General features: G+C 49.4%; 23 protein-coding genes. 12 read left to right on the forward strand and 11 right to left on the reverse strand.

The annotated features are described in order from the left end of the window. Nucleotides 1-122 precede the first annotated feature (122 nt). The gene (locus tag BTA51_RS03925) at nt 123-2543 is read right to left on the reverse strand and encodes a hypothetical protein (RefSeq protein ID WP_168188051.1); all 2421 of its coding nucleotides are present in this window, start codon (nt 2541-2543) and stop codon (nt 123-125) included. A 429-nt stretch (nt 2544-2972) separates the two neighbouring features. Then, the gene (locus tag BTA51_RS03935; RefSeq protein ID WP_094706121.1) at nt 2973-3707 is read right to left on the reverse strand and encodes an NUDIX domain-containing protein; all 735 of its coding nucleotides are present in this window, start codon (nt 3705-3707) and stop codon (nt 2973-2975) included. 233 nt (nt 3708-3940) lie between these two features. Here BTA51_RS03935 and BTA51_RS03940 point away from each other — a divergent pair, with 233 nt between their 5' ends. From BTA51_RS03940 to BTA51_RS03955, 4 genes are all read left to right on the forward strand, one after another. After that, nucleotides 3941-4981 (forward strand): bifunctional nicotinamide-nucleotide adenylyltransferase/Nudix hydroxylase, encoded by a 1041-nt coding sequence (locus tag BTA51_RS03940; protein WP_094706122.1) that lies wholly within the window; start codon nt 3941-3943, stop codon nt 4979-4981. 130 nt (nt 4982-5111) lie between these two features. Further along, entirely contained in the window at nt 5112-6545 is a 1434-nt protein-coding gene (locus tag BTA51_RS03945) for a nicotinate phosphoribosyltransferase (RefSeq protein WP_094706123.1), read from the forward strand. Between the two features lie 105 nt (nt 6546-6650). After that, nucleotides 6651-7160 carry an O-acetyl-ADP-ribose deacetylase gene (locus BTA51_RS03950; RefSeq protein WP_094706124.1) on the forward strand — a complete coding sequence of 170 codons (510 nt, stop codon included), beginning with the start codon at nt 6651-6653 and terminating at the stop codon, nt 7158-7160. Between the two features lie 40 nt (nt 7161-7200). Continuing rightward, entirely contained in the window at nt 7201-7866 is a 666-nt protein-coding gene (locus BTA51_RS03955; RefSeq protein ID WP_094706125.1) for a phytanoyl-CoA dioxygenase family protein, read from the forward strand. 178 nt (nt 7867-8044) lie between these two features. Here the strand turns inward: BTA51_RS03955 and BTA51_RS03960 are convergent, their stop codons facing one another. Both BTA51_RS03960 and BTA51_RS03965 read right to left on the reverse strand, forming a co-directional pair. Next, nucleotides 8045-8488: a hypothetical protein gene (locus BTA51_RS03960; RefSeq protein ID WP_094706126.1), complete on the reverse strand. Its 444-nt coding sequence runs from the start codon at nt 8486-8488 to the stop codon at nt 8045-8047. A gap of 6 nt (nt 8489-8494) precedes the next feature. After that, complete coding sequence (locus tag BTA51_RS03965; RefSeq protein ID WP_094706127.1) at nt 8495-9232, reverse strand: hypothetical protein; 738 nt, start codon at nt 9230-9232, stop codon at nt 8495-8497. A gap of 150 nt (nt 9233-9382) precedes the next feature. On the opposite strand from BTA51_RS03965, the gene BTA51_RS29880 reads away from it, so the two are divergent. Next, nucleotides 9383-9565, forward strand: coding sequence for a hypothetical protein (locus tag BTA51_RS29880; RefSeq protein WP_141215531.1), 183 nt, complete (start codon nt 9383-9385; stop codon nt 9563-9565). 10 nt (nt 9566-9575) lie between these two features. On the opposite strand, the gene BTA51_RS03970 is transcribed toward BTA51_RS29880, so the two are convergent. The 5 genes from BTA51_RS03970 to BTA51_RS03990 form a co-directional block, all read right to left on the reverse strand. Continuing rightward, a complete protein-coding gene (locus tag BTA51_RS03970; RefSeq protein ID WP_094706128.1) occupies nt 9576-10301 on the reverse strand; it encodes an SDR family oxidoreductase in 726 nt (241 codons plus the stop codon). Nucleotides 10302-10392: 91 nt separating this feature from the next. Then, the gene (locus tag BTA51_RS03975) at nt 10393-11016 is read right to left on the reverse strand and encodes a Crp/Fnr family transcriptional regulator (RefSeq protein ID WP_094706129.1); all 624 of its coding nucleotides are present in this window, start codon (nt 11014-11016) and stop codon (nt 10393-10395) included. Beyond that, nucleotides 10997-12025, reverse strand: a complete 1029-nt coding sequence (locus tag BTA51_RS03980; protein ID WP_094706130.1) for an AAA family ATPase — start codon at nt 12023-12025, stop codon at nt 10997-10999. The genes BTA51_RS03975 and BTA51_RS03980 overlap by 20 nt, the downstream gene beginning before the upstream one ends. Further along, nucleotides 12012-12635 carry a nicotinamide riboside transporter PnuC gene (gene pnuC, locus BTA51_RS03985; protein WP_094706131.1) on the reverse strand — a complete coding sequence of 208 codons (624 nt, stop codon included), beginning with the start codon at nt 12633-12635 and terminating at the stop codon, nt 12012-12014. The genes BTA51_RS03980 and pnuC overlap by 14 nt, the downstream gene beginning before the upstream one ends. Before the next feature lie 140 nt (nt 12636-12775). Further along, nucleotides 12776-13663 (reverse strand): NAD(P)-dependent oxidoreductase, encoded by an 888-nt coding sequence (locus BTA51_RS03990; protein ID WP_371333172.1) that lies wholly within the window; start codon nt 13661-13663, stop codon nt 12776-12778. Nucleotides 13664-13889: 226 nt separating this feature from the next. On the opposite strand from BTA51_RS03990, the gene BTA51_RS03995 reads away from it, so the two are divergent. The 3 genes from BTA51_RS03995 (at nt 13890) to BTA51_RS04005 (ending at nt 17615) form a co-directional block, all read left to right on the forward strand. After that, on the forward strand, nt 13890-15302 hold the full coding sequence (locus BTA51_RS03995) for a PLP-dependent aminotransferase family protein (protein ID WP_094706133.1): 1413 nt from the start codon (nt 13890-13892) through the stop codon (nt 15300-15302). A 220-nt stretch (nt 15303-15522) separates the two neighbouring features. Continuing rightward, a complete protein-coding gene (locus BTA51_RS04000; protein WP_141215532.1) occupies nt 15523-17163 on the forward strand; it encodes a carboxypeptidase regulatory-like domain-containing protein in 1641 nt (546 codons plus the stop codon). Between the two features lie 134 nt (nt 17164-17297). After that, nucleotides 17298-17615, forward strand: a complete 318-nt coding sequence (locus BTA51_RS04005) for a hypothetical protein (RefSeq protein WP_094706135.1) — start codon at nt 17298-17300, stop codon at nt 17613-17615. A gap of 54 nt (nt 17616-17669) precedes the next feature. Here the strand turns inward: BTA51_RS04005 and BTA51_RS04010 are convergent, their stop codons facing one another. After that, nucleotides 17670-18461 carry an ABC transporter substrate-binding protein gene (locus BTA51_RS04010; protein ID WP_094706136.1) on the reverse strand — a complete coding sequence of 264 codons (792 nt, stop codon included), beginning with the start codon at nt 18459-18461 and terminating at the stop codon, nt 17670-17672. Nucleotides 18462-18735: 274 nt separating this feature from the next. On the opposite strand from BTA51_RS04010, the gene BTA51_RS04015 reads away from it, so the two are divergent. The 3 genes from BTA51_RS04015 (at nt 18736) to BTA51_RS04025 (ending at nt 21823) form a co-directional block, all read left to right on the forward strand. Continuing rightward, a complete protein-coding gene (locus BTA51_RS04015; RefSeq protein ID WP_094706137.1) occupies nt 18736-19668 on the forward strand; it encodes an ion channel in 933 nt (310 codons plus the stop codon). A 112-nt stretch (nt 19669-19780) separates the two neighbouring features. Further along, the gene (locus tag BTA51_RS04020; RefSeq protein WP_141215533.1) at nt 19781-20668 is read left to right on the forward strand and encodes a sel1 repeat family protein; all 888 of its coding nucleotides are present in this window, start codon (nt 19781-19783) and stop codon (nt 20666-20668) included. A gap of 252 nt (nt 20669-20920) precedes the next feature. Next, nucleotides 20921-21823: an Fpg/Nei family DNA glycosylase gene (locus BTA51_RS04025; protein ID WP_094706139.1), complete on the forward strand. Its 903-nt coding sequence runs from the start codon at nt 20921-20923 to the stop codon at nt 21821-21823. Nucleotides 21824-21832: 9 nt separating this feature from the next. On the opposite strand, the gene BTA51_RS04030 is transcribed toward BTA51_RS04025, so the two are convergent. After that, nucleotides 21833-22729 (reverse strand): EamA family transporter, encoded by an 897-nt coding sequence (locus tag BTA51_RS04030; RefSeq protein WP_094706140.1) that lies wholly within the window; start codon nt 22727-22729, stop codon nt 21833-21835. Between the two features lie 120 nt (nt 22730-22849). Between BTA51_RS04030 and BTA51_RS04035 the strand changes: the two genes are divergently transcribed. Then, nucleotides 22850-23755, forward strand: coding sequence for a LysR substrate-binding domain-containing protein (locus BTA51_RS04035; protein WP_094706141.1), 906 nt, complete (start codon nt 22850-22852; stop codon nt 23753-23755). Nucleotides 23756-23844 lie beyond the last annotated feature (89 nt).

Consider the following 23844-nt stretch of genomic DNA (forward strand, 5'->3'; position numbering starts at 1 on the left):
TATACTGTTATAGACCAGTTGAGGGGCATTTGAGAACACCTAATAAAAAAGGGTGAGGTTTATCCCCACCCTTTCTATTCAAGAATTCGCCTTTCAGAGCTGTCGATAGGTTTAATGCAACCTCATGAGTCCGTCGCCTCGCCACCGACATAGGAGGGTCCGCCATCGACTTCAGGCACCACCCCCAAATCATCCAGGTTAACCGAAACATCAGATGGAACAGGAGCGGCGGGTTCATTAACGACCAGCGAGCCGCAACCATCGGAGTCTTCATTCATCTTACGCTCGATATCCAGCGCTTTGACCACATATTGCCCTTCAGGCCCAATGACGGTTCCGTCCTTCAGATTAAATACCGGGTACCAGCGATCGGATTCCTCACCGCCAATCTGGACGAACGGAATGCCGTGCAGATCACCAGGGCCGTTATACTGGAGCATAAAGGTCTGTGGACCAACTTCCGCATAGGTAAAAGCCGACCCATCCCGGTGGTTGGCCTCACTATGGGTGTAGGAAAATTCAATCGGCTTGTCGAAGGTAACAGCATCACCCTCGGAATCGACCAGCATGGTGGTTTTGTTCCAATCGTTGGGACCGGTCTCCCACACATAGAAAGTATCAACCTGCTCGGCATCGTATACTTCAAAGGGGTCTGACAGTGTTCCAGCCACCGCCGCAGTCACCATAGGGCCACTTTGAATCCCCCAGGCATTAGGTGAGTCTTCCGGCAAACCATCCGGGAAACTGACAACACTACCGCCCGACGTGAGTGACATCATATTCACACCGGTATTGCTGATGCTGTAATCGTAGGCATCCGCCATGGTTTCTGCCGTCACTTCATATCCACCATCGAAGGTCGATAAATCATCCACGGTCAGCCCGGTTTTGATACAACGATCCAGACAGACAAGATCCAGCGAACCACCGCTGAATTCTGCCTCCGATCCGTTCATGATGGTTTCTTTATAGAAAGATAGGGCACTGGCTCCCTGTTTGTATTGGACGCCACCTCCCAGCTGGTCGGAATACATAAACAATGGGTGACCGACTTCCAGAGTAATGGCGACAGGAGTATCCAGGTTTGTACGTTGAGGCCCCTGCTCTCCCCAGTTCAATCCGGCCACTTTCATAAACTGACCTTCCACATAGCGCACTACCCACTGGTCAAATTCAGTATCAAACAGTGAATCATCCCAATAGTAGAAATCAATTCCGGAGGCATCGCTGAGCGCAAGCGTTTCAATCTCTTTCTTGATCAGGCGGCCCTGGGTTTCTACGACAGTGTAACTTTCATTGGTTCCCCCTTCGCCCCGGGATTCCCGGACGACGGTATCTCCAGTGTCCAGCGCTCCATCCTCTTCAGTCCAGATTCCCCAATAGCTGGCATAACCAAAGGAGTCCACATTACCGTCGCTATCGCTGTCGTAGCGAATGGGAAATCCGCCGTTGAGTTGAATCTCTTCGCCAGTGGCCTTATTAAACATGCCGTAACGCCAGACAGCTTCCTTGAAGTCATCTTTGGCAAGACAGGCCCCCTCACTGTTGCTACCGCCGTTACGGAAGGGCAACTCACTCAGGGAAGACGCCTGCTGCAGCAACACGTTATTGCTGTTAAAGGATACGGCAAACGCCATATTGCGATCGACAAAGTCTCCAGAATCTTCAAAGGCCGTCAGCGCAACACCATCGGAACGATCATCACGCATCACAACGCTGGCCCGGGCCAGATAAGTTCCGCTACCGCCTTCGCCGCCATATTCACCATAGTCATAAAGGGTGAAACCGATAAAACCGCTCAGAGTTTCAACTGTGGCCAACTCTCCCCATCCAAAAGCTTCACCATCCGGATTGGTCGGATCTTTCATCTCCCAATTCAAAACGAAAGAGCCAAAAGGATCTTCTTCGGTGGCACCGGACTTAATCACGCCTTTCATTTTCAGCAACGTGGGCTCGCCTTCCCCCACATCCATTTCCGGCACCCAGGCATGCACAATGACATTACCCGTAGAGGTGTCCTTCGATGAAACAATATAGGCCTCAACGTAATTGGTTGTATTTCCTCCCGTTGAAGACTGTCCACCGGATTGAGACGACGAGTCAGCGTCACCGGATTCGCATTCATCCATATCAATCAGAGCCGTATAAGCCCCTTGCCCGATCATCTCATCTGCATTCATCTGACCCGTAAAGCAAAGAATGGTATTTACCAATTCCACCGGCTCAAGTGCTTCCATCCAGGTGTGAACATGCTGCTCTGCATTTTGATAGTCAGTACCCGCATCGCTAAAGGCCCTTGCCACCGACATGGATCTCGCCGTACTGCTCATTGAACGGGATAGCTGGGCAGATTCGCTCCCGCTATCTTCTCCGGAAGACACAATTTCCAATTGTTCAGGTAACGCATAGGAAGAGGCCGTGCTCGTGGTCGAGGTACTGGTAGAGCTACTGCTCCCTCCGCCGCCTCCACAAGCCGTTAAAAGTATGCTGGAAATAGCGACAGAGAGAAGTGTTGGTTTAAACAGAGACGCATCGATTACCATGATGATTGCTTCCCCTCTATTAAGTAGAGAATGTTTTTATGAAAGTTGGCCTGTTAGGCCATTTCCTATGCTGGGACTGCCAGCCGGGACATGTGCGGTAACTCTAGAAGTAAGATCAGGGGATGTCTCTGTCGAGAAACGGACACTTTTTATCGAAAAGCTTTATAGCGTTGGTAACCCTCTAATTCGACTCAGTAAATTGGGTACGCTAAAAATTGAATCAGGTTGTTTTGTTTGCGACATAGTATGAAATTTAATCAGACACTTAGGTTAAAGAGTGTGTCAGTCTATATCATGGACGTAACACAGCTTTAGCCAAAGGCTACTACCTTATTGATATTATTTATTTTTTAGTGAAGTAATAAGAAGGTTTTTTTTAGCCTGATTATTAATAATACATGGCAGCCCATAACACATTCTGAGGCGAGGCTACCGTGCTCCCTCCATCAAACGGGTAAAGAAATAGTTTTCACCCTTGTTTTTTACCCTATACAGCTTAGCCGGTCGGCTTGGACCCGATTTCATCTCGCCGGTTTCCTCCAGAATATCCGCATCCGCAATGCGTCGACGAAAAGATTTCTTTTCTATGGGTGAACCCAGAATAATCTCAAAGGTTTTTTGCAATTCAACCAGGGTAAACACTTCCGGCATCAGATTGACTGGCACTGAGGTGTATTGAACTTTGGCCCTGAGTCGCTCGTGACATGCCTGCAGTATCTGCTCGTGATCAAATGCCAGCTCCAGTTCACCCACCTGCGTGACCGGCACCCACGCCACCTCTTCAGACCGGCTGTCCATGCTCAGTGTCGTCTGATCACTGGAAATCAGAGCAAAATAGGACACCGTCAAAGACCACCCCCGGGGATCCCTCGATGCATTACCGAAGGTAGCTACCTGCTCCAGGTAGGGAGTATCCACCCCCGTTTTCTCTTTCAGCTTACGATAGGCCGTATCTGACAGGCTCTGGTCCTTCTTCATATCAATGAATCCACCAGGTAATGCCCATTGCCCCTTGGCCGGATGCAGTGCCCGCTTTACCAGCAGAACCTGAAGCTGCTGATCCTGAACGGTAAATATCGCCATATCAACTGTCGCAAGGGGGAGGTCATATTGACGGACGTTGTAGTGCTTCAGGAATTCTTCTTCAGTGTCATAGTCAGCCATATTCGCTTCCGTATGCATCGTTATTAGTGGCAAAGCGCCACTTTATCATATCTTCGGTGAATCACGATTTTCCCCAATCCTGAAATTTCTTTATTTTATAGGTTGACACATAAGTGGCTTTAAGCCACTATTTGCTCAAGCTAACACTGCGGATGGGATTCATCCCGTTAGCCAGACATTGAACAAACCTGGAAAGACCGGGTTTCAATCTCAACAGCAAGGGGTTTGCTGACATGGATAAAAAACCATACGACTTTCTCGTTTTCATCGGACGTTTCCAGCCATTTCACAAAGGGCATCTTGCTGTTATCGAAGCAGGCCTGAAACAGGCTGATCAAATGATTATTCTCTGCGGTTCAGCGCACCAGCCACGATCAGTACGTAATCCCTGGACGGTCGCAGAACGCGAAGCCATGATCAAAGGGGCGTTGCCAGAAGCAGACCGTTCCCGTATCCATGTCGCTCCATTGATGGACATCGTTTACAACGATGAATGCTGGGTCAGAAATGTACAGGCTACCGTCAACGGCCTCGTTACGGCCCACCACGCTACGCCACATAACCGTCCAATGATTGGCCTCATCGGCCATAGCAAGGACAATAGTTCCTATTACCTGAACCTGTTCCCTCAATGGGGAGCCATCAATGTCGACAATTACGAAAGCCTCAGTGCAACCCCTATCCGGGAAGCGGTGTTCAATGGTGGTAAAGACAATGTTGAGCGTTTTCTGCCGAATAACGTAAATCAGTGGTTAAATGAGTTCGAATCGACTGAAGCATACAGCGACATCAAGTCAGAGCATAAATTTGTCGCCAAATACAAACAAGCCTGGAGTGCAGCCCCCTACTCGCCGACATTTGTCACCGTAGATGCGGTCGTCATCCAAAGCGGGCATGTGTTGATGGTGGAACGTAAAGCCCGCCCAGGTAAAGGGCTCCTGGCATTACCCGGAGGATTTGTTGATCAGGATGAAAAACTGGTCGACGCCTGCCTGAGAGAATTGCGTGAAGAAACCCGGCTAAAGGTTCCAGGACCGGTATTGAAGGGCTCAATTAAAGGGCAACAAGTCTTTGATGACCCACACCGTTCTGCTCGCGGACGCACCATTACCCATGCGTTCTACATTGAACTGGAACCCAACAAAGAACTTCCCAAAGTGAAAGGCGGCGACGATGCCCGCCATGCACACTGGGTTCCCCTGGCAGACCTGGATCCAAACCAGATTTTTGAAGATCACTACTTCATCATCCAGGAACTGACCGGGATGCAATAAGGGTTAATGGAACCCCAAGCAAGCCCCCCCAAGAATGTACACGGCTCAGAGAAAATAAATGGGCCAACGAATATAAACGGAAAGGGACAGACCCTTTCCTCTTAAAACCGATGACAGGAGGATTTCCGTCATGACCAGAACAAATCGCAACATCATTTTAAACGTCGACTCTTATAAAGCGTCTCACTACCTGCAATACCCACCGATGACCACTCAGGTCTCCAGTTATATTGAAGCCCGTGGTGGGCAGTTTAAGGATGCCGTATTCTTCGGATTGCAGATGTTTATCAAGGAATATCTGACCTCTCCCATTACCATGGAAGATGTTGATGAAGCCAAAGTTATCCTTCAGGCTCACGGGGTACCGTTCAATGAAGCAGGTTGGCGTTATATAGTCGAAAAACACAACGGTTACCTGCCCATTGAGATTGAAGCGATCCCGGAAGGGGCGGTAGTACCGGTAAAAAATGCCCTGGTTCAGGTGATCAATACTGATCCTAACTGTGCCTGGTTAACCAGCTACGTGGAGACGGCTTTGTTAAGAGCTGTCTGGTACCCTACCACCGTGGCGACCGTCTCCTGGAATTGCCGCCAGATCATTCAGCGTTATCTGGATGAAACCGCCGATAACAGTGATAGCCTCGGATTCAAGTTACACGATTTCGGGGCTCGGGGAGCTACTACAGAAGAAGCCGCTGCAGTAGGTGGGGCCGCTCACTTGGTGAATTTCCTCGGTACCGATACACTCAGCGGTGTCCTGGCGGCCCGTCGCTACTATGGTGCCGAAATGGCCGGCTTCTCAATACCGGCCGCTGAGCACAGCACCATCACCAGTTGGGGGCGTGACAACGAAACCGAGGCCTATGCCAACATGCTGGATCAGTTCAGCGGCCCAGGAAAATTGGTGGCCGTGGTCAGCGACTCCTACGATCTCTGGAACGCCATCGACAATATCTGGGGAGAAGAACTGAAAACCAAAGTCGAAGCTACCGGTGGCACCCTCATCGTGCGGCCTGACAGCGGTGACCCTGTCACCATTGTCACGGAAACCATCGAGCGCCTGATGAGGAAATTTGGCTTTGAGGTTAACGACAGGGGTTATCGGGTACTACCTGGCTGTATCCGCGTCATCCAAGGCGATGGTATTTCACAACAAACCATCGAAGCTATTCTGGAAGCCATGAAACAGCGTAAGCAGAGCGCCGACAATATCGCCTTTGGCATGGGTGGCGAGCTGCTCCAGAAGATCAACCGCGACACCATGAAGTTTGCCATGAAGGCCTCTGCGGCGAAGGTGGCCGGACTGTGGAGAGATGTATATAAAGATCCTGTTACAGATCAGGGCAAGCGCTCCAAGAAAGGTCGTCTGGCTGTAGTGCGTGGCATGGCCGGCGAGATAAAGACAATTCGCAGGGAGGATCTTGGACAAAGAGAGAATCTGCTGGTCCCAGTATTCAGGAATGGGGAGTTGTTAAAGGACTATGAATTTGAAGAAATTAGACAAAGAGCCGCCGGCATCCTGCAAAGTGAAGAGCTAACAGATGATGCTGTAGAGTATGCATAATTCGCATTAGTCATATTGAAGATAATCCCCACAAGCGTGGGGATTATCTCACTTGGAAAGAGAAAATACTCTCTAATAAGTAGCTAATAACTTGGTATTAACCGTATGACCGCTAATGTTCATGCGCTGCAAAGCGACATCACGAAACTACAAGTCGACGCCATAGTTAACGCCGCCAACTCCTCGCTTCTGGGAGGCGGAGGGGTTGACGGGGCCATTCACCGAGCCGCTGGCCCGGACCTGGTGCATGAATGCCGCTTGCTTGGCGGGTGCCGCGTAGGAGAAGCCAAATTCACCAAAGGTTATCACCTGCCTGCCAAATATATAATCCATACTGTTGGGCCCGTCTGGCGGGGCGGTGACAATGGGGAGAAGAACTTACTGGCCTCCTGTTACCGGCGTTCATTGGAAATCGCAATTGAGCAAGGTATCCAGAGTATCGCTTTTCCCTGCATCAGCACCGGTATATATGGCTATCCGATTGAGCTGGCGACAAAGGTTGCAATTGAAACCGTCTTCGACTTTTTGAGTGAGCACAATACATTGAGAGAAATCGTATTTTGCTGTTTCTCCGAAAGAGACCTCATCACTTACCAGAAGGCGCTCAATAATTAAGCAAAATTAACTTAAGCATTTTTCGGATTCAGTTTAGAGAATGACCTTTTATAAAAATGGATACGAACTTCTGGAGAATGCCGTTTCCAGCGAGATTATCGAGACTATTAAGCAGGAATTAGCACTCTCTGCTGTCGCTCCCATTCGTGGAGGTATCCGTAACGCAGAGAAACGATTCGCTTCTATCAGAGCCCTGATAAACTCACCCATACTACCTACATTGGCAAAAGCGTATCTAACAGAAAAAGCTTCCGTTGTGCGCGTCATTCTTTTCGACAAAACCCCGGAGAACAACTGGCTGGTATCCTGGCACCAGGATAAAACGGTTGCCGTCTCTCAGCGATTTGAATTAAAGGAATGGGGGCCGTGGAGCATCAAAGATAACACTCATCATGTGCAGCCACCCGCTTCCGTTCTCAATCAGATGGTCACGTTTAGAATACATCTAGATGCTACAGACGAGTCCAATGGCTGCCTGAAGGTTATTCCCGGCAGTCATCAATACGGCATCCTGACTCAGGAAATGACCAACGACATCAGCAAACAACACAATCCAATTTCCTGCGAAGCAGACGAGGGTTCAATTCTGGTGATGCGCCCACACCTGTTACATGCTTCAAGTAAAGCGATAAATCCTGGCCATCGGCGCGTTCTACACGTGGAATACAGTGACTATCGGCTACCCGAGGGTGTCTCCTGGGCCTGATTTTACTGGCGGCGATGTTAGTTCGACCATCCCATTGATAGAATCACTCAAGTTTCTCACCATGTAAAAATAACCTACCCCATTCTACTTAGCGAAGTACTCCATTATTTTAGTGGCTAGCACTAGAAAGCTACTAACTGACTTTTACCCGACTTCTCGGCAGAGAAGATGAACTAAATCAATTTTCAAGACATGCTTCACTTGGCTTTAGAGCTACGATTGAGGTCACCTCCAGTGGAAACCCATTTGCTCCGACAACGAACCAGCGCAATACACCTTTCTGATATTTGTGCAAATAACCAGAAATGCAAAACTGGGGCTTCCCCTCTTTCTCAGCCGAGAATAGGAAGTTCTCAAGATCTGGATAGCCATAAGGATGAACCGTTTTTCCTATATAGTGCTCAAACTGAGTGGACCTTACAGATTCAACCACCATAGGAACACACACTTCTCCGCAGTCTTCATCACTTAACCAACGAGCGACCAATGTCACCTGAGTTGAGCTCTTTTGCTGCAGCAAATACGGACGTATGACATTAACCAATATCAAAGCGGAAACTATCAGCAAGATGATGAACATCAGCAAACTATGCCAATATTTCTTTTTAGTACCTGTGCTCATCACTAACTATAAACCTTCAATTATGGTGTTACGCAGATAGCCTCTCTGAGATGTTCTTAATATTACTTCACCGTTTCTGTAAACAACTCTGCTACCATGGCGATAGTCCTGATCCGCAATTTTAGTTTTTCCTTCTCCGTTAATATTTGGATTACCATAGGTTGTGTGCCCAATCACTACACTATTGACGCATCCTGCGCTGTGTAGCTGCTCTGAGAGCTCTTCGACGATATTATCAATAACCACCGGAAATATGCGTTCACCACTACGCCTTTGAAACCAGCTTGCCGCAGTTAAACAACCGTGAAATTGGACTCTGGAATCGACGGTGAACTTCTTAAAATTAATATCTGATATGCTTCTTGCCTCATCCGAAAATTCATAGTCACCTCCCTCATCCGAGTAATATTGTGACATTGCCAGTCTGCCTAAAAACCCTACATAGAAGCCACAACTTCTATATGCTTTTTTAGAAAAATTTAAAGATAGAGGACTCCCGTGGCTAACGATATCCAATGATTCTAGCGATCGATCAGGGAGACTATCTATCTCATCGACTATTGCTTTAGCTGAATCAATCTTACTAACCTTAATAAAGGAAGAATCGCCGAGTTGCTCGTAGGACTTTTTAATATTTAAGGCACCAAAGCGAAATGCGCTATTATCTCTTTCGCCACTAAGCTTCCTTCTCCCATTAGGCTCTATTTCCCTGGCCCCTCCCCAATAAATTAGACGAGTTTGCATTTTACCTCCTTGTTATTCGTGGATATTACGCTGAAAACAATGCTAAAGATGGAGGCTTGCTAAGACAAGTCAACCAAACAGTCTACTACTTGGACGTATTGAATTAGGGCAAGTCCGGGCAGTCATCGATATGGAGTTTTAACCCAGGAAATGATCGGCAAATTCTGCCGGGAACATATATCCGTGTCCTGCGAAGCAATAGAAGGTTCTATCCTGGTCATGCGACCACACCTGCTGCATGCCTCAAGTAAAGCTATCGCCCCCACTAACCGACGCATATTGCATGTTGAGTATAGTGATTACAGACTCCCCGAAGGTATTCACTGGGCCTGATCGGCGTTGTCTATTGCTTGATAAGCATACTCGCCAGCATTCCCGGCATAATCCGGTGCAACCACATCCCCACGTAGGCTTTGCCAATACTGATTTCCTGCTTACCGCGGTCAATACTTTTAATCATCTGTTGCACGACCCAATCCGCCTCAACCGCCACTTGTGGAACAGCACTTTTATGAAGCGCGGTACGGGTGAGCGGCGGGAGCACTTCAACGACTTTTACAGATGTATTTCTAAGCTGGTAACGAAGCGCCTGAGTGAAGTGCCGTAGGGCAGCCTTACTTGCGCAATAAACGGGAGCGCTGTGTTTTGGTGCCAGTGCCAATACCGACGTCACATTAATGATATGGCTGCTTTGCTGCTGCCTTAACACCGGCAGGAGCCCTCTGATCAGCTCCACAGGGCCGTGAAAGTTGATCGCAAACTCCTGTTGGATCTGCTCCTGATCAACATTCGACGTGAAGTCGATGACATTCTGAATACCGGCATTGTTGATCAGCATATCAAGGTCCGGCCACTCACTGTGAATATGCCGGATCACTTTCTGTACATCATGATTATTGGCCAGGTCTGCCACCTGAATATGAATTTGCGGATAGGCTTCCTGCAGTTGGAGCATTTCAGCTTCGTTTCGCCCCAAGGCAATCACCTGGTTATCAGCCACCAGTTGCTCCAACAGCGCCCTGCCGATTCCCCGGTTGGCACCGGTTAATAAAATCACATGCCCTTTCATACTCTGCGCCCCGTTGATTTCAGACTTCGAATCTCACAAATGAATTCAGAGCCATCTTGGCAGGACGATGCGATGAGATCCTTAACCCAGGTTAAGATTCTCCTGATTCCTGCGATTTGAGCTTTCGCTTCAGACGGGACAATGCAACCTCGGTAATGCCCATATAGGCAGCAATGTGGTAGGCGGGAATGCGTTGTTCAAGCGAGGGGTATTCTTTTTGAAACTGCTGATACCGGGTCGTAGCGTCATCCAATAACAATTCCGCTTCACGGTCTTCTTTCTTCAGCGCCAGATACTGGGCTTGAGCCCGGGCCAGTCGGTCAAAGGTCACATTGGTGTCGCAGGCTTCCCGATACCATTTAATTGGAATGCTCAAGGCGATCGTAGGTTCAAGGGCCTGTATGGAAAACCGGCTGGGCATGCCGTGAACCAACTCCGTCATCGCCCCACAGAAACCTGGGGCATCAATAAAGGATTTGTTAAACTCCCGGCCATCAGGGGTCGTGTAGACATTACGCATCAGCCCCTGCGCGACAAACCAGAATCGCCCGGCCAGTTGTCCTGCCTCCAATACCACTTCACCTTTACCGTAAGCTTCCTTGCGCAGATGAGGCCGCATCTCAAGCCAGTCTTTCTCCTTCAGGGGAGCCATCGTCTCTAGCACCCTGCGCAGCACCAGAAAGACGTCTTCTTCATCACTCATCATCGGCTTCATGACCGCTATTGTTGACTCCCAGCTTTTCTAACACCTGACGGACGCGATCCTCCAGGCTTCCGGTCAACAAGGTATATTGAACCTTCCTTTTAATCAGCTCTTTCTCAATTTCCGTCTGAAATTGCGCGCGGTTTACCTCTCCTGAACGATCCCAGGAGTCATCATAGGGAATGTCATCGCCACATAGAAAGACAATGTCATATCGGTCTGTCGATTGTTCTGCCATACGTTCCAGCTCCGGCAGGGCATTGCCATGGTAATAACGGGCAAAGTGCCAGGTGGTTAGCGCATTTGTATCCACAAAGAGAAATCCATTACTGTCTTCCAGCAAGCCCTCTTCCCTAACAAGATGGCCCTCTGCAATTTCCAGCAACTGAAAAGGCGTCAGGCGTCGGTCTACCTGATGTTGCTCCCAGTATTCTCGCCCATACTCCGGCATCCAGCATGTATTCAGTCTTGCGGCCAGTTCGCTGGCCAGGGTCGTTTTCCCCGTGGACGGTGCACCAAGAAACACCACCTTTTTAATCAGATCTTTATACACCAGTGGGTGCAACCATTGGCGGTTAGCAAAAGGATCATTTCGAATCATGGTCGCGGATACAGGAACCATGGCCCGCGCTTCATCCACACGGCAATCCACGGCGTTAAGGAAACGACTGATATGATCTCCATAGAATTCGCTGGAGAAAAAATGAGTGATGCTTCGCCCCGCCAGTCGATGCCCGATATAGTCCTCATGCATACGATGAATTTCTGGGGTATCGCCTATCTCCATCGGTCCATCCGGTGCCAGGATGATTTCAATCTGAGGATAAAGGGCCTGGATCCACCCTGCTCGGCGCTCCAGAGAAACATCGATGAGGTCAGGGCATCCATAGATCATCAGGATCAGATGATCCACCTGCTCCAAAGCCTGCTCAATAAGATACTGGTGCCCCTTGTGAAGTGGGGCAAACTTGCCCAGAGTGAAACCGACTTTCCACCCTTCCCGGTTGTTAGCCTTCTGCATAGTCGGGCCTGAGTATCTGGCGCTGCGCCTGGAATCGGCGCATCCATACGAAAAATCCGGTAGTGGCCATGATCAAAAAGGCCGAATAGAGTAACACCGTCGGATAAAGACCCTTTTGCCAGTAGACGCCGATCGCCACTACATCGACGGTAATCCAGAATACCCAGTTAACCAGGAAGCGCCGGGACAGCAGCCATTGCGCCACCAGACTGGCCACTGTGGTATAGGCATCGGGATAAGGCAAAGCAGCATCCGTATAGGTAGACATGACATAACCCAATCCAAAGCTGCCCAAGACAGCAACAACGACCCAAACCAAAATGGCTGTTGTGGTACTGGGAAGCACAATAATGTCGTGATCCTGATCCTGTCCCTGCAGCCAGTACCACCAACCGTATATCTGCATAACGACGTAGATGCCATGCAAAGCAACATCTGAGTATAGCTTGGCATCATAGAAAACGATGATATACAGCGACACCTGCAGCAGCCCCACAGGCCAGCACCAGATGTTACGCTTAATGATCAGATAAACGCAGATAAAACCAGCGATACTGGCGATGATTTCAATCGGACTGCTTCCAAAGAAGCCGGCAATAAAAGACTCCATAATTTGACTGATGCTCTCAGGTGCTATTGTTCTCGCTGCGTTTATAACACCTGTCGAGCATCAGGGGAAACCTCCAATAGCGATCCATGCCGACTGCGACCAATTAGTCGCTTTCCGCAGGCATCCTTGTGCCAAGAGCCTCAATCATTAGCAGACTTTTTTACAGCTCTGACCAGCACTGAAGTATCCATACGCCCCATGCCCTGCTGTTGAAGGGATTCATATTGTCGATCCACGTCTTCTGTTAAAGGCAGCCTGACCCCGTGAGACTGTGCTTCTTCCAGGCATATGCCCAGATCTTTGCGCATCCAGTCAATCGCAAAACCAAAATCGAACTTATCCTGAAACATCGTTTCCATACGATTGACCATCTGCCAGGATCCAGCCGCACCATGCTGAAGAGTGTCCACCACGGCGGGAATAGACAACCCGGCTTTTTCTGCCAATATCAGCGCCTCACTCAGCCCCTGAAGAATACCGGCGATGCAGATCTGGTTCACCATCTTGCAACGCTGACCCTGACCGTTTTCCCCTAACAGTTGAACCTGCTTGGCATAACTGTCCATCACCGGCTTAGCTCTCTGAAATGGCTCTTCCTCTCCTCCACACATCACCGTCAGGCAACCATTCTCAGCGCCAGCCTGACCTCCGGATACCGGAGCATCAATAAAAAAAGCGCCTACCTCGGCACAGGCATCTTTGAGTTCAACGGCCAGATGCGCGGAAGTTGTCGTATGGTCCACAAGAATGGCTCCCGGCTTCAGACTCCCGAGAATCCCGGTTTCACCATAGACCACACTCCGTACATCCTGATCATTTCCAACACAGACAAAAACGACGTCTGCATCCTTGGCTGCTGCCGCGGGTGTCTCGGCGGCGAAACCCTGATAGTCAGAGACCCAGCGTTGGGCCTTTTCCAGGGTTCGATTGTAGACAGAGACAGCATACCCCTTACCTGCGAGATGCCCTGCCATGGGATACCCCATCACACCCAACCCGATAAATGCCGTTTTCAGTGCTGTCATCACTCCGCTCCTTTTCTCAACCTGTAGGATCACAAATCAGTAAGGTGGAAAAGCTTACTCGTCAAATTGACATATTTCAATTTGTTTTTTGATATAGGTCTTAGTACAAACCAAGCAAATTCGACCTCTGCCCACAATACCATGGCGCAGCCTCTTTACTCCGGGTACAATCCCCTACATCATCCAAATGAGCCCCTATATCAGCCAAATATAAGGATAAAGTCTTGTTGTGAGCGAAGCTAAATACCTTGAGATTGCCCGTCGAATTGAGTCATTGATTGATATAGGTCATTACGCTGTAGGGAGCAAACTCCCCACCCACCGGGCTCTCGCTGACGAATTCAACACCACGCCCGTGACGATCGCCAAGGCTTATAAAGTGTTGGCTGAAAATGGCAGAATTGAATCCTTTGTCGGACGGGGAAGCTTTGTCAGGGACCGGTCTCAGCTCAAGCAGGTAATACAGTCTCACTTCGCTGATAACGAGTGGAATTTTTCCATTTTGCAGCCCTGTTATGCGGACCATCTAGAATCTCTTCATACTCAACTGAAAAACAGCTTCGACCAATTATCCAATCCCGGACTCTATGGATACACAGAAGACACAGGTTTTAGTGCTCATCGTGAGGCAGGCTTCGCGTGGATGCAGAAATTTGGACTCCGGACCGGCTCGGCAGAACAAACGCTTCTGACCAACGGCGCACAGCACGCCCTCTCCACGTTAATCGAGCTTTATACAAAACCGGGAGATCGAATCGCGTTAGAAGCACAGACCTATCCGGGAATACTGTCTATTGCCAGTTTTCTGGGGCGTCAGCCGGTGGCTGTTGCGATGGATGAATATGGGATGCTGCCGGAGTCCCTGAATGAAGTATGTCGGGAATACCAACCTGCAATGGTGATCATTATCCCTTCCCACCAGAATCCAACCGGCGCCACCATGTCGGAAGACAGACGCAGAACCCTGGCCAGTGTCATCCAGCGACACCCGTTGTGGCTGGTGGAAGACGACATCTACGGATTTCTGAATGAGTCCCCCGTCACTCCCGTGACAGACCTCATTCCCGAGAAAAGTTTCTACATCAGCAGTCTGTCAAAGGCGATCAGCCCAGGGTTACGGTGCGGTTATATCAAAGCTCCGCAGAACCAGGTATCCCGGCTTGCTTCCTTTATTCGGGCCACAGTCTGGCTGGCTTCGCCTCTGATGTTTGAAGTCGCCAGCCATTTGATCATGTCCGGTACGGCAATCGAAATGGCAAATAAGCAAAGGGATATCGCCCGTCACAGGCAGGAGATTGCAAGACATGCCTTGTCTCCTTACACCTTAAGTGCGCAGAAAACGAGCTTCCACATCTGGCTTTCCCTTCCGGGTAACTGGCAGGCAGACCAGTTTACCCTCACGGCGAAAGAAAGAGGCTTACTGGTGAGCAGTGGCTCTTATTTCAGTGTTGATCTCAATCAGTTCAGCGTCGACCTCAATCAATTCAATACCGAGCCCGGTCAGTTGAATGTTGAACCCAGGCAAAACAACGCCATTCGGCTTTCATTGATGGCCATAGCAGACGAGGGATCTTTCCGGGAGGGCCTCAGAGAACTGGCCACGCTACTGAAAACCGGAAAGAGCGGCTACCTGCAATTCTAACAGGGATACGGTCAGGCTCAGCCACTTCAAAAGCGGGCCTGTTATCTATTTTCTTACCTATCTATGGTTCCTTATTATCAATCTCTCTTACCTATCTATTTTTCTTATCTATCTGCTTTCCCGCCTACTTGCCAAAAAAGATAAAACAACATGACGGGTTAGGTAACAAAAAATCGCATTAGTTTTCTTGCATAAAAAATTAAAACACAAGGAACTACTCGTGAAACCTCAACCACGTCATCTGTTTGTTTGGCTGACGTTTATCAGCGCTTTGCTCCTGATAAACGGTTGCAGCAGTTCTGATTCGTCCAGCGATTCTTCATCCGGCACTTCAGCCACCGTCTCTGGATCCGTCACCAATTACTACACCGGAGAGCCTATCGAAGGGGCTCGCATCAGCCTCACTCTCGAAGACAATCAATCACTCGCGGAATCCGATGCCCAGGGCAACTATACGGTTAAAAAACCAATATCCGGCAACCGGGTGGTTGCTCGCGCCATAGCAGAGGGATATGGGGAATACAGCGTTCTGGTGAATATTGGAGAAGACCAAACGTTAAGCGATATTGATATCGAACTCCTGCCGGTTCATTTCTCAGACGAGTTTGATACTGCGGCCAATACCGTACTAAGAGACCCGGATACCAACTTCGCCTATCTGGAACTCACAGCCAATTCATTGGTGGATTCCCAAGGTAATCTGGCAGAGGGAACTGCCAAGGCGGCTATTACAGTCATTGACCCATCCAGCGACAGCAGCCTGATGCCAGGGGATTATCAAACCCAACCGGTGAACGGCGAAAGTGATTATCTGGAATCATTCGGGGCTGTTTCGGTCAATTTAAGCAATGCAGAAGGGGAAGAACTGAATCTCGCCGGCGGCCAAACGGCTGTCATCAGAATCCCGGTAGCCTCTCTTTACACAGAAACAAATGCGCCGACGGAAATTCCGCTCTATTACTTTGATCCTAAAACCGGATATTGGGTTGAAGAAGGTACTGCCAGTCTGATGACAGATGCGGATACTGGCGAACTTGTCTACGTCGGCGAAGTATCACATTTCAGTACCTGGAATGCTGACCAGCCACTGAAAACCACCACCCTGAACGGTCGTGTGCTGGACCAGTTTGGCAACCCCGTGGCCGGCGTAGAAGTCCGCTCCGAGGGAACCGATTATATTGGCCAGACTCAGGCCGTGACAGACGCCAACGGCTTCTACAGCATCCCCGTCCGGATCAACTCAAACCTGGCACTTTATTTCTTCAGTAATGGCTTGACCGCCGCACTGGAATGGGAGTCCACTAACGGTACCGTAGATGACGTCACTCTGATACCGGCAGCCCTGGAAGTAGAATTGACCTGGGGTGAACTGCCTCCTGATCTGGATACCCATCTGGTAACACCGGCAGGCGAAGTGTATTTCAACAATCGTAAGCTCTCTTCCGATGGATTCCTGGCCAACCTGGATGTGGATGATACAGATGGCTTTGGTCCGGAAGTATTAACGGCCACCACTTTCTCTCTCCCCGGCTGCTATGAATACTATATTGATTACTACACCGGAGATACCCGTTGGGACAGAACAGAAGCCAGGGTCAAAGTGAAGTGGAATGGTGAGACCAAGATCTTTGATATCTCCCACGCCATCGCCTTACCTAGCGATTTTGAAAACCTGACCAAGAATTGGTCAGTATTTAAAGTCGACGTGGACGACCAGCAGAACGTTTCATTGCAGTGGACCCATAAACTCATCGATGGAACCTCCTGCAACCCGCAGGTTGCTGCTGCACCAATGGCTTTAAGCCCAGCTCAGCGTAGAACAGCCACCGACAAGGTTAAAAACAAGTACTACGCGAAATAGACTACTAACCAGGGTTCCGAGCGGAACCCTGGTAACCTATTTACAACAGTTTTCCTGTTTCGAATTGCCTCTAACGCTGCTACATTTGGCCAATTAATCCCAAATTACCAAATGACAACTTTGAGCGTTACGGTATGAAGAATCTTTTAAAATCCCTGGTGGTATTCACTTTCTGCACTGCAGTCATCCCAGGAGTGGCCATGGCCAAAAACAATAAAAGTGAAGAGAAGTCCCTGCCACCCGGCCTGGAAAAGCAACAGTCCAGAGGGAAAGCACTACCTCCGGGATGGGAAAAAAAGCTGAACAAAGGCGCTATTCTCGACCCGGTGGTTTATGAGCAAGGCGAAGTCGTTGACAGAGACGAAAGTACCGGCACCGTCACCATTGAGACTGCAGACAAGACCATTCAGGTGATAGAGAAAACCAGGGAAATTATCGATATCCTGAATTAACCCCCATTTTCCGAGCAGCTCCGGATACGACTCCCAATACAGTTAATCCGGAGCTTATTGAAATTCAGACTCAGTCGGCAACCATTCCAGCATTTCAAATTTTTCGGCCAGCTCCCTGTACTCAGGCAACTGACGGTATTCCCGATACTCTCTGGCAAACTCTTCAGCCAATGGGCTCTTTACTCGCAGACTGAAAGCAATATACATCTGTTTGCTTGGGAAAATCGCTCCCTCCAGAGGAATGACCTTCTCCTCAATATCAGGAATCCCGATCCTATTCCGCTTCAATGCATTGGTACCACCAAATATTGCATCATAGCGGCCCCCTAACAGCATCACGAATAATTGGGCCAATGTGACCGTTCGCTCCTCCAGAGGCATCCCCTTTTGGAGCAACTCACTGGTTTTATCATTCATGTAATACCCGGCAGGGATGGCCACCCGCCAGCGGGACACAAAATCTTCCAATGGCGGCTCATAATGGATTTCATTGACCCGCTCCGCTTTGATAAAAATAGTGCTATGGGAAACATGCAGAATATTATCGGGAAGAAACAGCGCAAATGTTTCTCTTTCGGGGGATCTGGCCACATATGTCGCGGCATCCAGTTCACCGCTCTCCAGCATTTTGATGACCAAAGGCCAGGACATTCGCCGGAATTCCACTTCCCATTCAAGCCGGGAGGCCACCGACTTAACCAGCTCCACATGGAATCCGGTTAAATGACCTGCGTTATCAACATACTCAAAAGGCAGATTATTGGCTTCTTCAAGCCCAACCAACAGCGTTTTTGCTTCTGAACATGAAATTGAGAGCATTAACAGACTTAACATCAGGAATCGCATATCTCCCCCCAAAGCCCACAGTGCCCGCCATTAACAGCTAGTACTCTCTATTAACAACGAGCACCCTCAATTAACAACTAATGCCCTCAGATAACCAAAGTGGCCACGCCTCTCCAGAAATAATGCAATGACACTACAAATTATAGTCTTCAATAATGACACCTGCCTGCGACCCGGATAGGCACTCCAGTCAAAGAACTCGCACATCCTCCTACTTTGCCCCGATGATCCGATAAGCCAAAGTTGGGCTATTCTGAATACGGAGGTGTGAGATATGTCCGACCCCAGCCACATAGTCGATAGTGACACCAACGATGCTCTCTGGCAGTCAGGAAATGCCTGCTCCCTGACTGACCTGCGTGAGGCGTTGGAATGCCGGGCTCAGACCGGAAACCCCATGGTCGGATTTATACTTCCCCGAGCCAATCTTGAAGGGATTAATCTGGTAAGACCTAACGCCCGTCAGGGTTATCAGTTAATTGACTCCGATCTGTATCGTGCCAACCTGAAAAATGCCCACTGTTTCAAACTCGATTTCTCGGGTTCCTCTCTGATGAAGGCGGACTTTGAATACGCCAACCTGCATTGCGCCAATCTCAAGGGCTGCAACCTGCTCGGAACCAAATTCAAGCACGCCAAAATAGAGCAGGTGGAATGGGGAGAAGAGATATTACAGGAACAACAGGCCCGCGAAGCTGAAACCCATGAGGCGGCAATGGATCTCTATGAGCAGGCGGAGGAGGTCTATCGACACCTTCGCAAAGTCTGCGAGGATCAGGGTCTATTTGAAAATGCCGGCCGCTTCTTTCAAAAAGAAATGATCATGCGTCGCATGCAGCTTCCATACATTTCCTTTAAAAGACTGATCTCAAAGATCGTCGATTTATTCTGTGGTTATGGAGAACAACCCCTGCGGGTCATTATATTTTCTCTACTCGTGATACTGTCATTCGCCACCCTGTACTTCTTTGCCGGTTTATCATTCAGCGGGGAGTCGTTGGGGTTCAAAACTCACCTCTCGATCCGGGAAAATGTCCACGCATTCCTCAGCAGTCTGTACTTCAGTGTCGTCACTTTCACGACGCTGGGATATGGAGACTTGGCTCCAATAGGTATCGCCAGGGGATTCGCCGCCCTGGAGGCGTTTATCGGAAGTTTCACCCTGGCGTTATTTGTCGTTGTCTTTGTTAAGAAGATGACCCGATAGTGATTGGCTGCCTGCCCCGTTAAATGATAACAAATTCCCCCCGACTGGATACACTTGCCCGCACACGATATAGTCGCCACTGTTTGTCATTAATTTGAGTATTGGGGACCTCATGAAATTAGCAGGAAAGCTATTGCTTCCAGTCGTATTCAGCCTCCTGTTCACAGGCTGCGCCACCACTAAAACAGGGAAAGGGATCGAACTGGTTAAAGACAACAAGGCTTTAGAAGCACTTCCTATTCTGGAGGAAGCCGCTGCGGATGGAAGCAAAACCGCGGCAATCATGGCCAGCTTCCTATATCTTACGGACGGGCAGATTCCCATCGATATTGAAAAGGCCAAACACTATTACAACGTTGCCAGCTCATTGGATTATGGTGACGGCCAGTACCTGGACTATTTCGTCCCTCAAGTCCAAGCCCGTATCATGCTATTCGACGATCTAACTGAAAACGACGCTGACGCAACAACGATCCTGAGAGGAGAACGCTACTCGGAATACCCTCCCTCACTCCGTCTACTGGCAATGAGCTACAGTGTCGGCAAGGGCGTTGAAAAAAATCTGAAACTATCAAAGCTGCTGTTAGAGCGGGCAATGAATATTGATGACACGCCAGACTCAAATCATATGTATGTCTGGTGGTTGGCGGTCCACCCGGATGAGGAGTTCCGAGACAGCCGGCTTGCCATGGAACTTTTACCCAGCATCCTCGAAGACGTGGATGAATCAAATCAGGCCAATGTTTGGGACACCCAGGCGGCAGTTTTGGCGGCTAACGGTCAATACAAAGAAGCCTTAACAATACAACTCAAAGCACTTGGCAAACTGAAAGAAGATGTAAGGCATAACCCGATGCTCAAAAGACTGGTTCCCTCCTTTGAATGTCGTCTACTGACCTACCAGAGCCAATCGCCATGGCATTTTGAACCGGGAACCTCACCATTCAGCAAACTCTACTTCCATCGATGTGGCATCCAAAGTGATGCGACATCGATATAACCGCATTTCAACTTACTGGGAAATAACAGCATTTCAATTTGCTGAACCAATATGCCTTTTCCCTTCGAGGCCAATGCCATTGGCATCCGATTGACTGTCATCGGCAGAGCGGATGTGCGGAGGGAGAAGGAGTCGTAGAATACAACGCCTTTCGTCCCGGGTATCAGTTGCTTATAGCGTTATTTATCGGGCACACTTTGTTGGGTTACGCTCTACGTCACTTTCCACCCCCTCCCGACAGGTTCTACGATCATGCCGGAATATCCCGATATCACTGTATACATTGAAGCTCTGGAGCAACGCCTGAAAGGCCATGCCCTGACCGAGATAAAGATCAATAACCCTTTTCTTTTGCGCACCGCTGAGCCACCAAGGGAAGAATTTCTCAACATGGTGGTGAAGAAGATTCAACGCATCGGAAAACGAATCGTGATCGGATTCGATAATGATCTGTGGATGGTGTTTCATCTGATGGTGGCAGGTCGTTTCCATTGGAAAGCCACAGGAGCAAAATCACCGGGTAAAAGCGCCCTGATAATTCTGCATTTTGACAACGGTTTTCTCTATCTTACAGAGGCCGGGACGAAGAAACGGGCATCACTGCACCTGATCAAAGGCAATGCGCAGCTATTGTCATTAGATCCGGGAGGACTGAATGTTCTGAACTGCACGCAGGACGAGTTTTCACAGCGCCTTGCACATTCAAACCACACCCTCAAGCGAGCACTAACCGATCCACACATATTCAGCGGTATCGGTAATGCCTACTCAGATGAAATTCTACATGCAGCAGAACTGTCACCTATTGCGATGACTCAGAAACTGAGTCCAGATGAAGTAAAGCGCTTATATGATGCCTGTCAATCGACTCTCGTCCTGTGGACAGACAGGTTAAGAACACATTATGGAGACCGCATTCCGGAAAAGGTCACGGCTTTTCGTCCGGACATGGCGGCTCACGGGCGTTACGGCCAACCGTGCCCGGTTTGTGGCACCGCTATTCAGCGCATTCGTTATGCCACGAATGAGACCAATTACTGTCCCACCTGCCAAACCGAAGGTCGGGTCCTGGCGGATAGAGCCTTGTCCAGACTATTGAAAAAAGACTGGCCCAGAACCGTTGACGAACTGGAAAAGCTCACCGGAAAGAACTGACGATAAATATCAGGTTCTACTCGCAGCAAACAATCCAATAACACTCGAAATAACAGGCCTGACTCTGATAACACACAGTAAAAGGCCGAGAAGCGTCAGTGCAGCGCCCCCCATCTGGATAATACTCAGGCGCTCTCCCAGCCACAGGCTGGAAACCAGTATGCCCACCACAGGAATAAGCAGCGCAAAGGGAGTGACCTGGATTGCCGCATACCGGCTGAGCAACATTCCCCATAAGGCATATGCGAGCAACGTCGAAATGAACGAAACATACAGGATGGTTCCCCAACCCGTCAGCGAAAGTCGTGTCAGCGTTCCCGCAATATCCGGCGACTCAAAGACGTAAGATAAAACCAGCAAAGGAATGGGGGGAATGGCACAAACCCAAACCATGAACCCCAGAAGCTCCACTTTTCCCATGCGCTTCATAATCAGATTGGATATCGCCCAGCAAAAGGCCGCCAATAAGATCAACACACTGCCTGTCCATGAGCCGACAGAGCCATCATTCACCGCAAATAGCCACAGTCCTGCCCCACCCATAAAAATCCCCAGCCATTGGATGAACGAAACTTTTTCTCCTAACACCAGCAGACAAAGAATCACCGTAAAAAACACCTGTGCTTGCAACAGCAGGGAGGACACTCCTGCTCCCACTCCCAGACTCATGCCACCGAATAACAACGAAAACTTCACTATCCCAAGGATCACGCCGACCCCGATAAGGCTCTTGATGTGCTGCCGTGGAAATGGAACAAACCAGACCGCCAGGAGAGCCACCATGGCAAATCTCATTGCCGAAAAGAACAGCGGGGGCATTTCCTCCAGACCAATTTTGATCACGGTGAAATTGGTTCCCCAGATAATACAGACCAGTAAGGCCAACGCCACATGCTTTAGGGCCATGGTTTTCTCCCACAATATCGCGCTACTCAGACATAAGAGAGTCACGCGCCGATGATAAGAACCTGGATATTGTGCTAACCTCCATCAGCATCTATCAAACAAATGTTTTAGATAGTCATTATGAACTTTATAGATATTAAAAAAATCGACTATAACCTGGCCGTTGTCTTCCTGGCGATTTGGAGTGAACGCAGTGTCAGCAAAGCCGCTGACAAGCTTGCACTGAGTCAGTCAGCAACCAGTGCGGCGTTGACCAGACTCAGAGAGTTATGTCAGGACCCACTGTTTATCCGCATGCAGGGAACCATGGAGCCCACATCCCGGGCCATTGCCATTCAGCCTGCCGTAGAACAAAGCATTGTTCAGTTACACCAGAGTCTGACCCAGACCATTGAATTCAACCCAGCTCTATCCGACCGACAGTTCTTCATCGGAATGTCAGACGACTTTGAACTGGCCATCGCCCCACGGTTATCCAAGAAACTGGCCGAGCAAGCCCCTGGCGTTTCTTTGATATACCGACAGACAAACAGGCACCGGGTTGAGCAGATGCTGGAATCCGGACAAATAGAGTTGGCGGTGATCGCCGGAGAGTTGTCCCGCCCCTGGTTAGAGGAAACCCCACTGGGCGAATCCGGGTACGCTTGCGTGTATAACTCCCGCAAATGGGGAATCAAATACCCGATTGACCTGGACGAATTTCTCCGGATTCCCCATATCCGAATCAGCTTTTCCGGCACCTCCGGGGAAGTGGACCTGCATATGAAAAAACTGAATCGTACCCGCCATGTCCATACCTCCCTCACCCATTTTTCCTCACTCCCCTACTTCTTAAACGAAATCAGCAGCCTGTCCACCATTCCGGAACACGCCGCCAGAGTTCTCTGCCAGCATTCCGAGCTGCAACAATGCCCTACACCTTTCGACATGGGACGTTACAACGTCAAGATTCTGCGTCGACGGACTCAACAGGCCGACCCCGGGCTAAGCTGGCTGATCAATGCGCTGATTCTCTGCGGACTATAGAACGGCCTTTCTCCAGGTCATATGGAACCCCACTCCGGGCCAGATAGATCCTCACACCAGGCCAAATAGATCCTCACTCCGGGTCAAAT

Origin of the sequence: Hahella sp. CCB-MM4 (genome assembly GCF_002260525.1) — a bacterium.
In the GTDB taxonomy this organism is placed as follows: Bacteria; Pseudomonadota; Gammaproteobacteria; order Pseudomonadales; family Oleiphilaceae; genus Hahella.

Excerpts from the sequence above, each read along its gene's own strand:
- BTA51_RS03940 (WP_094706122.1), top strand. The coding sequence starts at position 3,941 with ATGGATAAAAAACCATACGACTTTCTCGTTTTCATCGGACGTTTCCAG.
- BTA51_RS04020 (WP_141215533.1), top strand. The coding sequence starts at position 19,781 with ATGAAATTAGCAGGAAAGCTATTGCTTCCAGTCGTATTCAGCCTCCTG.
- BTA51_RS04010 (WP_094706136.1), bottom strand. The coding sequence starts at position 18,461 with ATGCGATTCCTGATGTTAAGTCTGTTAATGCTCTCAATTTCATGTTCA.
- BTA51_RS03935 (WP_094706121.1), bottom strand. The coding sequence starts at position 3,707 with ATGGCTGACTATGACACTGAAGAAGAATTCCTGAAGCACTACAACGTC.
- BTA51_RS03925 (WP_168188051.1), bottom strand. The coding sequence starts at position 2,543 with ATGGTAATCGATGCGTCTCTGTTTAAACCAACACTTCTCTCTGTCGCT.
- BTA51_RS03955 (WP_094706125.1), top strand. The coding sequence starts at position 7,201 with ATGACCTTTTATAAAAATGGATACGAACTTCTGGAGAATGCCGTTTCC.
- BTA51_RS29880 (WP_141215531.1), top strand. The coding sequence starts at position 9,383 with ATGATCGGCAAATTCTGCCGGGAACATATATCCGTGTCCTGCGAAGCA.
- BTA51_RS03950 (WP_094706124.1), top strand. The coding sequence starts at position 6,651 with ATGACCGCTAATGTTCATGCGCTGCAAAGCGACATCACGAAACTACAA.
- BTA51_RS03960 (WP_094706126.1), bottom strand. The coding sequence starts at position 8,488 with ATGAGCACAGGTACTAAAAAGAAATATTGGCATAGTTTGCTGATGTTC.
- BTA51_RS03975 (WP_094706129.1), bottom strand. The coding sequence starts at position 11,016 with ATGAAGCCGATGATGAGTGATGAAGAAGACGTCTTTCTGGTGCTGCGC.
- BTA51_RS03980 (WP_094706130.1), bottom strand. The coding sequence starts at position 12,025 with ATGCAGAAGGCTAACAACCGGGAAGGGTGGAAAGTCGGTTTCACTCTG.
- BTA51_RS04030 (WP_094706140.1), bottom strand. The coding sequence starts at position 22,729 with ATGGCCCTAAAGCATGTGGCGTTGGCCTTACTGGTCTGTATTATCTGG.
- BTA51_RS04025 (WP_094706139.1), top strand. The coding sequence starts at position 20,921 with ATGCCGGAATATCCCGATATCACTGTATACATTGAAGCTCTGGAGCAA.
- BTA51_RS03945 (WP_094706123.1), top strand. The coding sequence starts at position 5,112 with ATGACCAGAACAAATCGCAACATCATTTTAAACGTCGACTCTTATAAA.
- BTA51_RS03970 (WP_094706128.1), bottom strand. The coding sequence starts at position 10,301 with ATGAAAGGGCATGTGATTTTATTAACCGGTGCCAACCGGGGAATCGGC.
- BTA51_RS03965 (WP_094706127.1), bottom strand. The coding sequence starts at position 9,232 with ATGCAAACTCGTCTAATTTATTGGGGAGGGGCCAGGGAAATAGAGCCT.
- pnuC (WP_094706131.1), bottom strand. The coding sequence starts at position 12,635 with ATGGAGTCTTTTATTGCCGGCTTCTTTGGAAGCAGTCCGATTGAAATC.
- BTA51_RS04005 (WP_094706135.1), top strand. The coding sequence starts at position 17,298 with ATGAAGAATCTTTTAAAATCCCTGGTGGTATTCACTTTCTGCACTGCA.
- BTA51_RS04035 (WP_094706141.1), top strand. The coding sequence starts at position 22,850 with ATGAACTTTATAGATATTAAAAAAATCGACTATAACCTGGCCGTTGTC.
- BTA51_RS04015 (WP_094706137.1), top strand. The coding sequence starts at position 18,736 with ATGTCCGACCCCAGCCACATAGTCGATAGTGACACCAACGATGCTCTC.